This window comes from Sporosarcina sp. resist (assembly GCF_014302295.1).
In the GTDB taxonomy this organism is placed as follows: Bacteria; Bacillota; Bacilli; order Bacillales_A; family Planococcaceae; genus Sporosarcina; species Sporosarcina psychrophila.
This window is the reverse complement of record NZ_CP060287.1, coordinates 2,122,593-2,136,139: the sequence shown is the minus strand read 5'-3', so window position 1 is coordinate 2,136,139 and position 13,547 is coordinate 2,122,593. Positions and strand designations below refer to the sequence as shown.

At 41.3% G+C, this 13,547-nt stretch carries 12 protein-coding genes; 1 reads left to right on the top strand and 11 read right to left on the bottom strand.

Annotated elements, in window-relative coordinates; translation table 11 throughout:
- Positions 1–169: 169 nt before the first annotated feature.
- The 10 genes from rpsU to hemW form a co-directional block, all read right to left on the bottom strand.
- Positions 170–343 carry a 30S ribosomal protein S21 gene (rpsU, locus tag H7992_RS10585; protein ID WP_067208368.1) on the bottom strand — a complete coding sequence of 58 codons (174 nt, stop codon included), beginning with the start codon at positions 341–343 and terminating at the stop codon, positions 170–172.
- 105 nt (positions 344–448) lie between these two features.
- Entirely contained in the window at positions 449–1,120 is a 672-nt protein-coding gene (gene deoC, locus H7992_RS10580; RefSeq protein WP_187047506.1) for a deoxyribose-phosphate aldolase, read from the bottom strand.
- A 115-nt stretch (positions 1,121–1,235) separates the two neighbouring features.
- Positions 1,236–2,576 carry a tRNA (N(6)-L-threonylcarbamoyladenosine(37)-C(2))-methylthiotransferase MtaB gene (gene mtaB, locus H7992_RS10575; RefSeq protein ID WP_187047505.1) on the bottom strand — a complete coding sequence of 447 codons (1,341 nt, stop codon included), beginning with the start codon at positions 2,574–2,576 and terminating at the stop codon, positions 1,236–1,238.
- Positions 2,577–2,591: 15 nt separating this feature from the next.
- A complete protein-coding gene (locus H7992_RS10570; RefSeq protein WP_067208359.1) occupies positions 2,592–3,332 on the bottom strand; it encodes a 16S rRNA (uracil(1498)-N(3))-methyltransferase in 741 nt (246 codons plus the stop codon).
- 4 nt (positions 3,333–3,336) lie between these two features.
- On the bottom strand, positions 3,337–4,281 hold the full coding sequence (gene prmA / locus H7992_RS10565) for a 50S ribosomal protein L11 methyltransferase (protein ID WP_187047504.1): 945 nt from the start codon (positions 4,279–4,281) through the stop codon (positions 3,337–3,339).
- Positions 4,282–4,296: 15 nt separating this feature from the next.
- Positions 4,297–5,424: a molecular chaperone DnaJ gene (dnaJ, locus tag H7992_RS10560; RefSeq protein WP_187047503.1), complete on the bottom strand. Its 1,128-nt coding sequence runs from the start codon at positions 5,422–5,424 to the stop codon at positions 4,297–4,299.
- Positions 5,425–5,656: 232 nt separating this feature from the next.
- Positions 5,657–7,483: a molecular chaperone DnaK gene (gene dnaK / locus H7992_RS10555; protein WP_067208349.1), complete on the bottom strand. Its 1,827-nt coding sequence runs from the start codon at positions 7,481–7,483 to the stop codon at positions 5,657–5,659.
- A gap of 33 nt (positions 7,484–7,516) precedes the next feature.
- A complete protein-coding gene (gene grpE / locus H7992_RS10550; protein ID WP_067208347.1) occupies positions 7,517–8,092 on the bottom strand; it encodes a nucleotide exchange factor GrpE in 576 nt (191 codons plus the stop codon).
- Positions 8,092–9,141, bottom strand: a complete 1,050-nt coding sequence (gene hrcA, locus H7992_RS10545) for a heat-inducible transcriptional repressor HrcA (protein WP_067208344.1) — start codon at positions 9,139–9,141, stop codon at positions 8,092–8,094. Before hrcA ends, grpE begins: the two co-directional genes overlap by 1 nt.
- 95 nt (positions 9,142–9,236) lie before the next feature.
- The gene (gene hemW, locus H7992_RS10540) at positions 9,237–10,370 is read right to left on the bottom strand and encodes a radical SAM family heme chaperone HemW (RefSeq protein WP_067208341.1); all 1,134 of its coding nucleotides are present in this window, start codon (positions 10,368–10,370) and stop codon (positions 9,237–9,239) included.
- A gap of 328 nt (positions 10,371–10,698) precedes the next feature.
- Between hemW and norA the strand changes: the two genes are divergently transcribed.
- Positions 10,699–11,862, top strand: a complete 1,164-nt coding sequence (norA, locus tag H7992_RS10535; protein ID WP_187047502.1) for a multidrug efflux MFS transporter NorA — start codon at positions 10,699–10,701, stop codon at positions 11,860–11,862.
- A 594-nt stretch (positions 11,863–12,456) separates the two neighbouring features.
- On the opposite strand, the gene H7992_RS10530 is transcribed toward norA, so the two are convergent.
- Positions 12,457–12,921 (bottom strand): GNAT family N-acetyltransferase, encoded by a 465-nt coding sequence (locus H7992_RS10530; RefSeq protein ID WP_187047501.1) that lies wholly within the window; start codon positions 12,919–12,921, stop codon positions 12,457–12,459.
- Positions 12,922–13,547 lie beyond the last annotated feature (626 nt).

The following is a 13,547-nucleotide window of genomic DNA, read 5'->3' as shown; positions in this document are numbered from 1 at the left end:
CTATAGATTCTATTATATCTCTATATACGTTCCAAATGCTCAGAAGTTTCACTTTCCCTTAATTTTTTCGTTTTATCTCATATACAAATAAACCGGAAAACCCATAAAGGATTTTCCGGTTTACCAAATTTTAATTTCAAAACAAGGTCGAACTCATCACCACAGGAAATCAGAATTTACGTTTCCTTGCAGCTTCAGATTTCTTTTTACGTTTTTCACTCGGCTTATCATAAAACTCACGCTTTCTTACCTCTTGTATTGTTCCACTTTTGGATACAGTACGTTTGAAGCGGCGAAGAGCATCTTCAAGCGATTCGTTTTTACGAACAACAGTTTTCGACATATCTCTTGTCCCTCCCTCCAAACACACTTCTAGAACATGACCAAGTGCCATGTACTCATAAATTATACCGCGGATTTAACTATAGGTCAATATAAAACTTTTAAATTAATAATCAGATTGTGATTCAAGACCCTGCATAATCTGAACGCCTGAACTGGCACCAATTCTTGTAGCTCCTGCGTCAATCATTTTCTTCATATCCTCTAAATTCCGGACACCACCTGAAGCTTTAACACCCATTTCAGGTCCAACAACAGCTCTCATTAACTTCACATCATCTTCAGTCGCACCGCCTGTTGAAAAGCCTGTCGATGTTTTCACGAAATCAGCACCCGCAAGGACAGAAAGTTCACATGCTTTCCTTTTTTCCTTATCCGTTAAAAGGGACGTTTCAATGATGACTTTAACAATTGCTTTTCCTTTTGCAGCAGTAACTACCGCTTCGATTTCTTTTTTCACAGTTTCATCATCACCGCCACGAAGTGCGCCAATATTGATAACCATATCAATTTCATTAGCACCGTTTGTAATTGCGTCCCTAGTTTCAAACGCTTTTACTTCGGAAGTTGAAGCTCCTAGAGGGAAACCAATAACTGTACACACTTTAACAGGTGATCCTTCTAGCGCAGCAGCTGCTGTTTTCACCCATGTAGGGTTTACACAAACTGATGCAAACGTGTATTTTCGAGCTTCTTCACATAATGTTACGATTTCATTGTTCTTTGCGTCAGCTTTCAATAATGTATGATCAATGTAAGTTGCAAAATTTGTATTCAAATGAATACCTCCTCGAGTTGTCCGTACTTCTCACATCATATCAAGAACAATTCATTTCTGCACGAAAAAAGCTGTTTCTACTCAAAATAAAGTAGGAACAGCTTTTATGGAAACCTTAAACAAGTTGTATTTCTTCCTCTATAATGCGGACAAACTGCCCTTCGTTATATGGATAACCTGCTTGTGCAATTTTCACACGAACAATTTTCCCTACCATTGATTCATCGGCAGCGAAAACAACTTTCAAATAGTTATCTGAATAGCCTTCATACAGACCACTTTCCGGTTCAAGTTTATACTTCTCTTCTGGGATGACTTCAAGTACTTCATCTTCAAAAGTAGATGCATATTGTTTCGCTAGCTGATCATTCAATTCAATTAAACGGTGAACACGCTCGTTTTTCACTTCTTCCGGAACCTGATCTTCCATTCTAGCGGCAGGAGTACCAGTTCGTTTTGAATAAGGAAAAACGTGAAGTTCGGAAAATCTGTGATCACGAATAAAATTGTACGTTTCCATGAACTCTTCTTCTGTCTCACCTGGGAAACCGACGATGACGTCCGAAGTGATTGCTAGGTGCGGCAACGCTTCACGAAGTCTGTCTAGACGTTCTGCGAAAAACGCCATTGTATATTTCCGGCGCATACGCTTAAGCACCGTGTCTGAACCGGACTGAATCGGAATGTGCAGGTGGCGGACGATAGTTGTTGAATCTCGAAGAACATCAATTACTTCATCCGTCAGCTGACTCGCTTCAATCGAACTAATGCGAAGGCGTTTCAGTCCTTTGACTTGTGTTTCAAGGTCCCGAAGAAGACGAGCAAGATTGTAATCTTTCAAATCTTCACCGTAACCGCCCGTATGTATACCGGTTAATACAATTTCAAGGTAACCCGCATCAACAAGCTGTTGCGCTTGTCGAATGACTTCTTGTGGATCACGTGAACGCATTAGTCCACGCGCCCAAGGAATGATACAGAACGTACAGAAGTTATTGCACCCTTCTTGGATTTTGAGCGATGCACGTGTACGATCCGAAAATGTAGGTACGTCGAGTTCTTCATAAATCCTGTTTTTCATGATGTTGCGGACTGCATTGATTGGCTGACGCTCCGTACGGAATTCATCAATGAGTCCGAGGAGCTTTGTCCGATCTTGTGTTCCAACAACGATATCTACTCCCGGAATCGCCATAATTTCCGCAGGAGACGTTTGTGCATAACAACCTGTTACGCAAATTACAGCGTCCGGATTTTTCCGAACAGCACGACGGATGACTTGCCGGCTTTTTTTATCACCGGTATTCGTCACTGTACATGTATTAATGACATAAACATCAGAATTTTTTTCGAAATCCCCGCGGACATAACCGGCTTCTTTAAAAAGTTGCCAGATTGCCTCGGTTTCGTAATGATTCACTTTGCAGCCCAACGTATGGAATGCGACCGAAGACACAACTGCTCACCACTTTCATTCAAATTCGTATGACATTGCGGACAATAAATACAATGGAGCCGTTTCCGTCCGCAGTATTCGCGGACCTAACGCTATCGGTAAAAAACCTGCCGAACGTAGTGTTTCGGCTTCTGTCCTAGACAATCCGCCTTCAGGACCAAATACAGCAAGTACTGTTTGACCAGGTAATACACTTTTTAAACGGTCCGAAATTTTATGTGGATCCCCACTTTTCGCGTCTTCTTCATCAGCAACTAGAAGGACATCAAAGTTCTCTGATTCAGCGATTAACTGCTTAACAGAAAATGGATTTCGCACTTCCGGGATAACTGTGCGATGACATTGCTCAGCAGCTTCTTTGGCAATTTTGCGAAGCCGTTCAACTTTTTTGTCACCTTTTTTGTCATCCCATTTTACAATAGATCTCTCGGCTTGAAACGGAAAAATCCCTGCCATGCCGAGTTCCGTTCCTTTTTGAACGATTAAATCGAGTTTGTCACCTTTCGGGAGACCACAAGCTACCGTTACTTTAACAGGCATTTCGTTTGACTGAAGAGGTTCTCCTTTGCGACGGATTACGATGCCATCAGGTAAAAGCTCTGTAATTTGGGAGACGAAGGCTTCGCCATTAGTAACAGCGATGACGTCATCATCAACGGTCATTCGCATAACACGCGCGATATGTTTAGCGTCATCACCAGTAATTATTGCATTTCCATCTTCATCAAAAGGAGATTGCAGAAAATAGCGTTGCAAATCGTTACACGCTCCTTTTTTGAGCGATGATAGCAACCCAGTCTTCCATAAGTACAGATTCGACAATCTCAAATCCTTTGCTGATTAGGTCGTCTTTTACTAGATCACGTTTTTGTCCAATGATTCCCGAAACAATAAACAAGCCATTTTCCGGTAAAATTGAATACGCATCTTGCGAAAAGGAAATGATAACTTCTGCAAGGATATTCGCGATGATGATTTCAGCCGGCTCTTTTACAGAATCCAGAAGATTGCCGTGCTTCACTTCCACTGTTTCTTCAACATGATTCAGCTCAATGTTTTCTTTTGCAGCTACAACTGCAACCTGGTCCAAATCAAGTGCATGGACACGTGAAGCACCTAGAAGTGCTGCCCCGATAGATAACACGCCTGAACCTGTTCCCACGTCAACAACTGTGTCTCCCGGCTTGACGTATTTCTCAAGCGCTTGTAAACACATTACCGTTGTAGGATGTGTGCCCGTTCCAAACGCCATGCCAGGATCAAGTTCAATAATCAATTCATCTGATTCAACAGGTTCATATTCTTCCCATGTCGGTACAATTGTAAAGCGTCCAGAAATTTTGACAGGATGATAGTATTTTTTCCAGGCAGTTGCCCAATCTTCTTCATCGACTTCATTTGTCTGAATGGCATTTTCCCCTGCGTCTATTCCGAATTCCGATAAACCTTTGATAGATTGGTCGATATCTTTCACCGTTTCAATAAGAAAAGTAGTGACTGGTAAATAGGCTTTTAAGATAACGCCATCTACTGGGAAATCGTTCTTGTCGAGTGCCCATATTTCACCGAACCGGTCTTCGTGGATTCGACTTGGATCTGCTGAATCTTCGATAACGACTCCACTTGCACCTGCTTCGTGTAAAATATTCGCTACTGCTTCAGTTGCTTCATGCGTCGTATGAATAGAAATTTCCGACCACTTCAAATGAATTCATCCCTTTCAATCGCCTTTAATTGAACGTTTGATTTTATCGAACAGTGAACTTGAATACTCGTCAAGCGAATCGCCGCTAATTGCCGCAAATTCACGCATCAGTTCTTTCTGTTTTTCTGTCATCTTTTTAGGCGTCAACACTTTCACAACAACATGCTGATCTCCAATACCACGGCCATGAACGTTTTTAACACCTTTACCTTTTAGGCGGAATCGTGTTCCTGTTTGCGTGCCTGCTGGGATTTTCAAATTCACATTGCCTTGTACAGTTGGCACTTCAATCTCATCACCGAGTGAAGCTTGCGGGAAGGAAAGGTTGAGTTCCAAATAGATGTCGTCGTCTTCACGGATAAATTTCTCATGAGCCCTGACGCGGAATACGATATATAAGTCGCCCGCAGGTCCACCTTTATGACCAGGTTCTCCCTGTCCAGATACCCGAAGCTGTTGTCCATCATCGACCCCCTCAGGAATCGTTACTTTAATTTTCTTCCTTTTCGTCACTTTACCTGCTCCGTGACAAGTCGAACATTTCTCAGGAATTATTTTCCCAGTTCCTTGACAATGCTGACACGCTCGACGATTAACCATTTGGCCAAGTGGCGTGTTTTGCGTAACGCTGATTTGACCCGAACCGCCACAATGTGTACACGTCTTAGGTTTAGTCCCTTTTTTAGCGCCTGACCCATCACAAGTATCACAGTCTTCTTCTTTCGGTATTTCAACTTCCGTTTCCTTACCGAAAACAGCTTCCATGAAATCAATGTTCATCGAATACTGTAGATCGTCGCCTTTTCTAGGTGCATTTGGATCACGTCGTCGTGTATTTCCACCGAAAAACGAACTGAATATATCATCGAAGCCGAATCCATCAGCTCCGCCGCCTCCGCCACCAAAACCACCAAATCCTTGATTCGGATCCGTATGTCCGAATTGGTCGTAATTCGCTTTTTTCGAATCGTCGCTCAGCACTTCATATGCTTCGGTCACTTCTTTAAACTTATCAACTGCATCATCTGCTTTGTTCAAGTCGGGATGATATTTTTTCGAAAGCGAACGATACGCTTTCCTAATCTCATCTTTTGATGCCGATTTTGTTATACCAAGCACGTCATAATAATCTCTTTTACTCATTACTTCACTCTCCCGAAATACTTTGAATATCATCTATTGTATCATTAAAAACTGAAAAGCGTAAGCGCCTGTTCAGCCTAAAAAAGCGCTAGAAGGCTTGAATTTAAAGGCATTCTTTGCCATTAAAGACTAGACTGAAGCTAGGTACTGAAGTATAGAACGCACAATAAAAATCGGAAAAGCCAAAGCCGGAATATCGGACTTTGACTTTTCCGTCAACGATCATTCTTATTTACTTTTTCTCGTCGATTACATCTTCAAAATCTGCGTCGACTATATCGTCGTCTTTAGGTTCGCCTGCGTTTTCAGCGCCTTCAGCAGATTCAGCTGCAGCTTGTTCATACAACTTCATAGTCATCTGTTGGACAATTTCATCCAATTTTTCTTTTTTAGTACGAATTTCGTCAAAGTCAGCAGCTTCGAGCGCAGTTTTCAACTCTTCTTTTGCTTCTTCGACACTTTTCACTTCTTCTTCTGAAACTTTTCCTTCAAGATCTTTCAATGTCTTTTCAGCCATGAATACAAGTTGGTCCGCTTCATTTTTCAAGTCCGCTTCTTCTTTACGCTTTTGGTCCGCTTCAGCATTTGCTTCAGCATCTTTCACCATACGTTCGATTTCTTCGTCAGTTAGACCTGAGCTTGCTTGAATTGTAATATTATGTTCTTTTTGTGTTCCAAGATCTTTCGCTTTAACAGTAACAATACCGTTTTTATCAATATCGAATGTTACTTCGATTTGTGGAACGCCACGTGGTGCTGGCGGAATGTCCGTCAATTGGAAACGACCAAGCGTTTTGTTGTCCGCGGACATTGGACGCTCCCCTTGCAATACGTGAATATCAACCGCTGGCTGGCTATCAGCCGCTGTTGAGAATACTTGTGATTTGCTAGTCGGGATTGTCGTATTACGTTCGATTAGTTTAGTGAACACGTTACCCATTGTTTCAATACCAAGTGATAGAGGTGTTACGTCTAGAAGTACAACGTCTGTAACGTCTCCGCTTAAGATTGATCCTTGAACAGCTGCACCAAGTGCAACTACTTCATCCGGGTTAACACCTTTATATGGCTCTTTACCCGTTTCTTTCTTGATTGCTTCTTGAACTGAAGGAATACGAGTCGATCCACCAACAAGAATTACTTTGTCAATCTCAGATGCAGTAAGACCAGCATCTTTCATGGCCTGACGAGTTGGTACCATTGAACGTTCAACAAGGTGAGCAGTCAATTCATCGAATTTCGCACGTGAAAGTGAAACTTCAAGGTGAAGTGGACCTGCATCTCCTGCTGTAATGAAAGGCAATGAGATTTGTGAAGTTGTTACGCCTGAAAGGTCTTTTTTCGCTTTTTCAGCAGCATCTTTCAAACGTTGCATCGCCATTTTATCTTTCGATAAGTCAACGCCATTGTCTTTTTTGAATTCTTGAACAAGGAAGTCGATGATAACATCGTCAAAATCGTCTCCGCCAAGCTTGTTATCGCCCGCCGTCGATTTAACTTGGAATACACCGTCGCCAAGTTCTAGGATTGATACGTCGAACGTACCGCCACCAAGGTCATAAACAAGAATAGTTTCGTCTTCGTCCGTTTTATCAAGGCCGTATGCCAGTGCAGCTGCTGTTGGCTCGTTGATGATACGTTCTACTTCAAGGCCTGCAATTCTACCAGCATCTTGTGTTGCTTGGCGCTGTGCATCGCTGAAGTAAGCAGGGACTGTAATAACTGCTTTCGTTACTTTTTCTCCGAGATACTCTTCTGCATAGCCCTTCAAATACTGAAGAATCATTGCTGAAACTTCTTGAGGTGTATATTCAGTGTCTTCTGCTTTCACTTTGAAATCTGTTCCCATATGTCGTTTTACAGACATGATTGTGTTTGGGTTTGTGATTGATTGTCGTTTTGCTACTTCTCCGACTTGACGTTCGCCGTTTTTGAAAGCAACGACTGATGGAGTTGTACGGTTACCTTCCGGATTTGGAATAACTTTAGGCTCTCCGCCTTCATAAATTGCTACTACTGAGTTTGTTGTCCCTAAGTCAATACCGATAATTTTGCTCATAATCAAATTCCTCCTATATATATGCTACATTTTTTATTCGTTTACTTTAACCATTGCTGGTCTTAATACACGATCTTTCAACATATAACCAGCTTGCATTTGTTCAAGTACGATGCCTGCTGGTTTGTCTTCATCTGAACCCGTCATAATTGCTTGATGGAAATTCGGATCGAACTCCTGATCCAGCGCTTGGATTTCAACAAGACCTTCATCTTCAAGGGCTTGAAGGAATGTACGATAAATCATATCTAATCCCGTCATCATCGTTTGAGCCTCTTCAGTTGTCGCTTCCACAGTAAGTGCCCGTGCAAAGTTATCAAGAACTGGTATTAAATTCGTCACGACGTTCTGTGCACGATACTTCTGTAGCGCTTCTTTATCAAGCGTAGCCCGTCTCTTGAAGTTTTCATAATCTGCTAGAAGTCGAAGTCGTTTATTCTCTTCTTCTTGTAGCTTTTCAGTAAGTTCTTGCACAATTGTCTCTTCCCCGTTTTCAACGATTTCAATCTCCTCAGTATCTTCACCTGATTCGATGATGTCGTCTGTATTATCGGGCGTTTCCATTACTACTTCTTCGTTCTCTTTAAATTCGTCGTTTACATTTGTCATTAGTCGTTCCTCCCTGCTGTTCCGCCGATTGTCAGTCTCGCCAATTCTCTGGACAAATCACTGCTCATTAAATCAAGCATGGTGATAACTCTTGCATAATCCATCCGTTTAGGTCCGATGATAGCGATGGAACCCGTCATATTGTCGCCGGCCGAATATGTCGCTGTAATCACACTACAATCTTCCATCGCATTGTGATTATTTTCAGAACCGATGCGGACATGAATTCCTGTCATACCTTCCTGAAAAAACGTCATTGCTGGTGCGCCCTTGTCCATTAATTCAAAAAATGTTTTCATCTTGTGAATATCATTGAATTCGGGTTGCTTCATCATATTCATTTTGCCGCCAAAAAACAGCCGTTCTTCCGGTTCGATTGAAATCGCCCGTTGGAATGAAGCGAACAAGTCGCCTGCATGGTGGATATGACGTTCCAGCACCATTTGCGTCTCCTGAGCAAGTATCTTCTGAATATGGACAAGCGGAGTACCAATGAGCCGCTCGTTCAGAATGTTTACCATTTTCTCAATATCTGACGCGGTGAAGCCTTCCGGTACATTGAAGAGTCTATTCTCAACACGTCCATTGTCCGTGACAATAATAGCGACAGCTGTCTTCTCATCTAGTGGAACGATTGAAAAACGCTTCACTGCATGTAGCGATGTATCGGGGCCGAGGAGAATCGACGTGTAATTCGTCAAATCAGACAAAATTGTCGCTGACTTTCGTATTAACTCTTCAGTCTCCACAATTTTTTCCCGAAAAACCGAACGCAGGTGAATACTGTCTTCCGTGTTCAACTTTTCTTTTGTTAATAGATTATCTACATAAAACCTGTACCCTTTTTCAGATGGTATTCTGCCGGATGAAGTGTGGGTCTTTTCAAGATAACCCATTTCTTCTAGGTCAGCCATTTCGTTCCGTATTGTCGCAGGACTAAATGGTGCTTCCGGCTTTTTGGATAGCTGCCTCGATCCGACAGGTTGTGCGGATTCGATGAAATCGTCAACCGTCAGTTGCAATATAAGCAATTGTCTGTTCGTCAACATAGTCATCACTCCTGTTAGCACTCTATAACTGCGAGTGCTAATACTACTGATAATTTAACAAATGCAGATCGAAGTGTCAACGAATTGACTCTGGATTATTTAAGAAATTGCTGAAATACATCGTTTCCTCTATAAACACCACGGTGCGTTAACTTAACCGCATCATCCAATCGCTCGACAAGTCCATCTTTAATAAGCGAGTGTAACGTTTCCCCGTAAACCTCTTCAAGTGACCGTCCGAACTTCTCTTGGAATAAAGAGATGGATACACCATTTGATTTGCGTAGGCCAAGAAACATTTCCTCCTCCATTGCTTCGATTGCAGTAACTACATGTGTCTGTTGGACGGGTCGTTCGCCCAATGCTGTTTTCTCCATATATTTCGCAATTGGTCCGATATTGGAATATCGGGTGCCATCTACATAACCATGTGCGCCTGCACCAACACCAGCGTACGTAGCATTTTCCCAATAGATGAGATTATGGATTGATTCGTGACCTGGAATTGCAAAATTACTAATTTCGTAACGTTTGCGTCCTTTACGCTCCATCTGTTCGATTAACATCGTGAACATTTCCGTTTCCATGTCTTCGCCTGGGAGTGGCAATTTGCCTTTATTCATCAAATTATAAAAGACTGTTTTTGGCTCGACAATCAACGAGTACCCTGAATAATGGGGTAGATCAAGGGCAAGTGCTTTATCAAGAGTATCCTGCCATTGCGCGATTGTTTGCCCCGGCAACCCGTAAATTAGGTCGATACTTATATTATCAAATCCGGCTTTTCTCGCTTCTCCTACAACACGTGCAGCGTCGTCTGGACCGTGCGTCCTACCGATTTTTGTCAATAAGTCTGCGTCGAATGACTGAACACCGATGCTCAATCGATCCACGCCGCCATTTTTCAGGACAATCAATTTGCCGAATGTTAGCTCGTCCGGATTTGCTTCCGTCGAAAACTCTTTCAATGAACTGACATCTACATATTCATGGATTATTTCAAGCAACCGTTCAAGCTGTTTTTCAGACAGCGAAGTTGGTGTGCCGCCTCCTAAGAATACCGTTTCCACTTCTTTGAATGAAATACCTTCCTGCCGCATGATCGCCAGTTCCTGACCCATTGATTCGATATATTCATCGACAGGCTGATTTTTGAAAAACACTTTATTAAAATCACAGTAATGACAAATTTGGTGGCAAAACGGAATGTGGATATACATACCCCTCATACCGTCACTTCCTTCCTTTAGTTAACGCCTTGATCAGGGCTTATGACCCCGAATTCCTACGCCTTAGAGTCTATACATGGAAAAGAAGAGGGCTCGTCGCCCCCTTCTTCATTTATTAATCCTCGTCCATCTCCAAGATAGCAATAAATACTTCTTGCTAATTGGATGTACTAACTTGTATCATACAGCATTATGATGTGTCACACAAAGCTTAAATCCCGTACACGACTACCCATCACTTCAACATATATAGATACCAATTGTAATCGTTATAAAATCAATCGAAAGAAGTGGTTTATAGCAACTTAAATGTAGAGGAGTTTTGTTTATGAAAAATCAAAAAGTCACATTAGCTATCTTATTACTGAATTTATTTATTGCCTTTCTTGGTATCGGGCTCGTTATTCCCGTTCTTCCTACGATCATGAATGAGTTAAACATTAACGGGACGGTCGTTGGCTACATGATGGCGGCATTTGCGATTACACAACTTATCGTCTCACCGTTTGCCGGGCGATGGGCTGACAAATACGGTCGCAAAATTATGATCGTGCTTGGCCTGTTTGTATTTGGTTTCTCGGAGTTTTTATTCGGGTTTGGTAAATCCGTTGAGGTACTATTTATCTCGCGCATGCTCGGCGGGGTCAGTGCGGCATTCATTATGCCTGCTGTAACAGCCTTTATCGCAGATATTACAACGAACGCCACAAGACCAAAGGCAATTGGCTATATGTCCGCCGCTATTAGCACTGGCTTTATTATCGGACCCGGGATTGGTGGTTTTTTAGCTGAAATTGGTACACGTGTACCATTCTATTCAGCCGGTGTACTCGGAGCGGTTGCTGCGATTCTTTCACTTATTCTATTAACAGAACCAGAACGCGTGACTGAAGATGCGCCTATCCCAGGACAAAAAACAGGATTTCGTCGGCTCTTCATCCCAATGTACGCTATTGCTTTCATTTTAATTTTCGTTTTGTCGTTTGGCCTTGCAGCGTTTGAATCATTTTTCAGCTTATTCGTCGACCATAAATTCGGCTTCACGCCAAAAGATATCGCCATCGTCATCACGGGTAGCGGAATTGTCGGTGCTCTTGCGCAACTATTGCTTTTCGATCGTTTATCAAAAAGCATTGGCGAAATTAATCTTATTCGCTACAGCTTAGCTGTATCAGCGATTCTTGTCCTATTGATGACCTTCGTAAGCTCGTACTTCACAATATTACTGACAACATTCTTCCTGTTTGTTGGTTTCGATTTAATACGCCCAGCCATTACATCCTATTTATCTAAAATTGCGGGCAATGAACAAGGCTTTATTGGCGGTATGAACTCAACCTTCACCAGTATTGGCAATATTTTTGGCCCGATCATCGGTGGTGTGTTATTTGACATCGACTTAAACTACCCATACTATTTTGCCGCAATCGTATTAGCAATCGGTACGATTATTGCACTGTTTTGGAAGAAGCCGAAGCATATAACGTTATAAATTGCATGAAGTGTATTTCTTTAGTAAAAAACAAACGCAAAAGGTGACCGTTCCGTATGGAATGGTCACCTTTTGCTTGGAAATTCTTGTTCGCATCAGGATTTTCTTTATTTCATTTTTTAATCTCTACTACGTTTACCAGCCAAAGTTACAACGTTTGCGACGAGATTCTTTACAGTGACATTTCAACCTATCGTCGCGGTCACGATTACGGTCACAATGATGTTTATTATCACGATCAGACCTTACTTCACGACATTCACAAATCAACTCTACCCGCCGATTTCGATTTCGATTTTGATTTTCAAAACACATTTTCTATCCCCCCTTTGTTATTCTTTAAAGCTGGCCAGCCTTCTACGTATTATATGGACGAGTACGCGTAATGATTGGACGAACCATCCGGTGCAAACGAATTTTTTTATTTCCAACTCTTGTTTATTTCGTTAGAGAAAAGTGAACTATGTGAATACCACTAAGAAGGTGACTGTGTCTTGACTCATAAAAAAGAGACCCATCCACTATTGAATCTGTGGATGGATCTCTTTTTCTTTGAATGACTATGGAGGTCACTTTATACGCTATATAACAACTTTAAATTAACTTTTCCATCGTTATATTTGTAATTTCGTAGCCCAACTTTTCGTATAATCCTCGCGCAGTTTTGTTATGACCAAAAACATGAAGTCCAATCTTTTTCATTCCTAAATCCTTTGCAATACATTCAAGTTCTCGCATTGCTTCCTTACCGTATCCCAATCCTTGATATTGCTCAAAAATATTGAAATCATAAATAAAACCTTCATCCTTATTTGTAGGTGATTTTTGTGCGATCCATATCATTCCAACAATCTGTTCGGCGTTAAAGATAGAGAATAAGTAATTAAATTCGGATTCCTCATCTTTTGGCAATAGATCATCAAATGACTGCTTAGATAAATCAATCGCCTCATCTTCCTTCCAATTTCCAGAAGCGACCTTGTCTTTTGCATAGTCATCAATTGCACTACTAATATACTGCTGAAATTCCTGTTGATTCATTGATTTTAAAATAACCACTTGTTTTCCTCCCACTCCGGCGACCTATAGTTAAATATAATGATTATGGGGTACACATATCGCCATCTTTACTTTCATTATACAATTTTTATTAGTACAGATACATCGCAACATTCTTTAAAAATGAGCAAATTAACATCTACTTAATTAAGTTGATGGCTTTCGCATCATATATAGTTAATTAACAGACTTTATCGTACTATGAAACTACTATCAAATAGGAGGAGTAGTCTATTTGGATAGTATACTTTCACTCATCACTTTATTATCGGTGTTTGCATTTTTTTACTTTTTCATACAAACTATTATTGCCATAGTAAAAAAGGACAAGGTGCTGCGCAAAAAGCAGTTGAATTTTTTAGGTATCGCATTTGTAGTAATGTTCGTAGTAGTCAACCTATCCGATACTCCGACTAAGCCCGCAGATATAAAAGAGAGAGAAAAAACTACTGTAGTATATTAATAGCGGCGGAATCAGCTAAATGGGATGTATGGAACTACAACTGCTCAATCTGCTTTTCAGTCATAAATCCTCCCCTAATTATCGTCTACGAATTACCAAGCTTGTACGTCTGTTGATTAGTCCCTATCAATTCAGCCCCTTCCTTACCAACCAGCTGTTCTTT

Coding starts and splice junctions, on each gene's coding strand:
- rpsU (WP_067208368.1), bottom strand. CDS start 343: ATGTCGAAAACTGTTGTTCGTAAAAACGAATCGCTTGAAGATGCTCTT.
- norA (WP_187047502.1), top strand. CDS start 10,699: ATGAAAAATCAAAAAGTCACATTAGCTATCTTATTACTGAATTTATTT.
- hrcA (WP_067208344.1), bottom strand. CDS start 9,141: ATGTTGACGAACAGACAATTGCTTATATTGCAACTGACGGTTGACGAT.
- dnaJ (WP_187047503.1), bottom strand. CDS start 5,424: ATGAGTAAAAGAGATTATTATGACGTGCTTGGTATAACAAAATCGGCA.
- grpE (WP_067208347.1), bottom strand. CDS start 8,092: ATGACAAATGTAAACGACGAATTTAAAGAGAACGAAGAAGTAGTAATG.
- hemW (WP_067208341.1), bottom strand. CDS start 10,370: ATGAGGGGTATGTATATCCACATTCCGTTTTGCCACCAAATTTGTCAT.
- dnaK (WP_067208349.1), bottom strand. CDS start 7,483: ATGAGCAAAATTATCGGTATTGACTTAGGGACAACAAACTCAGTAGTA.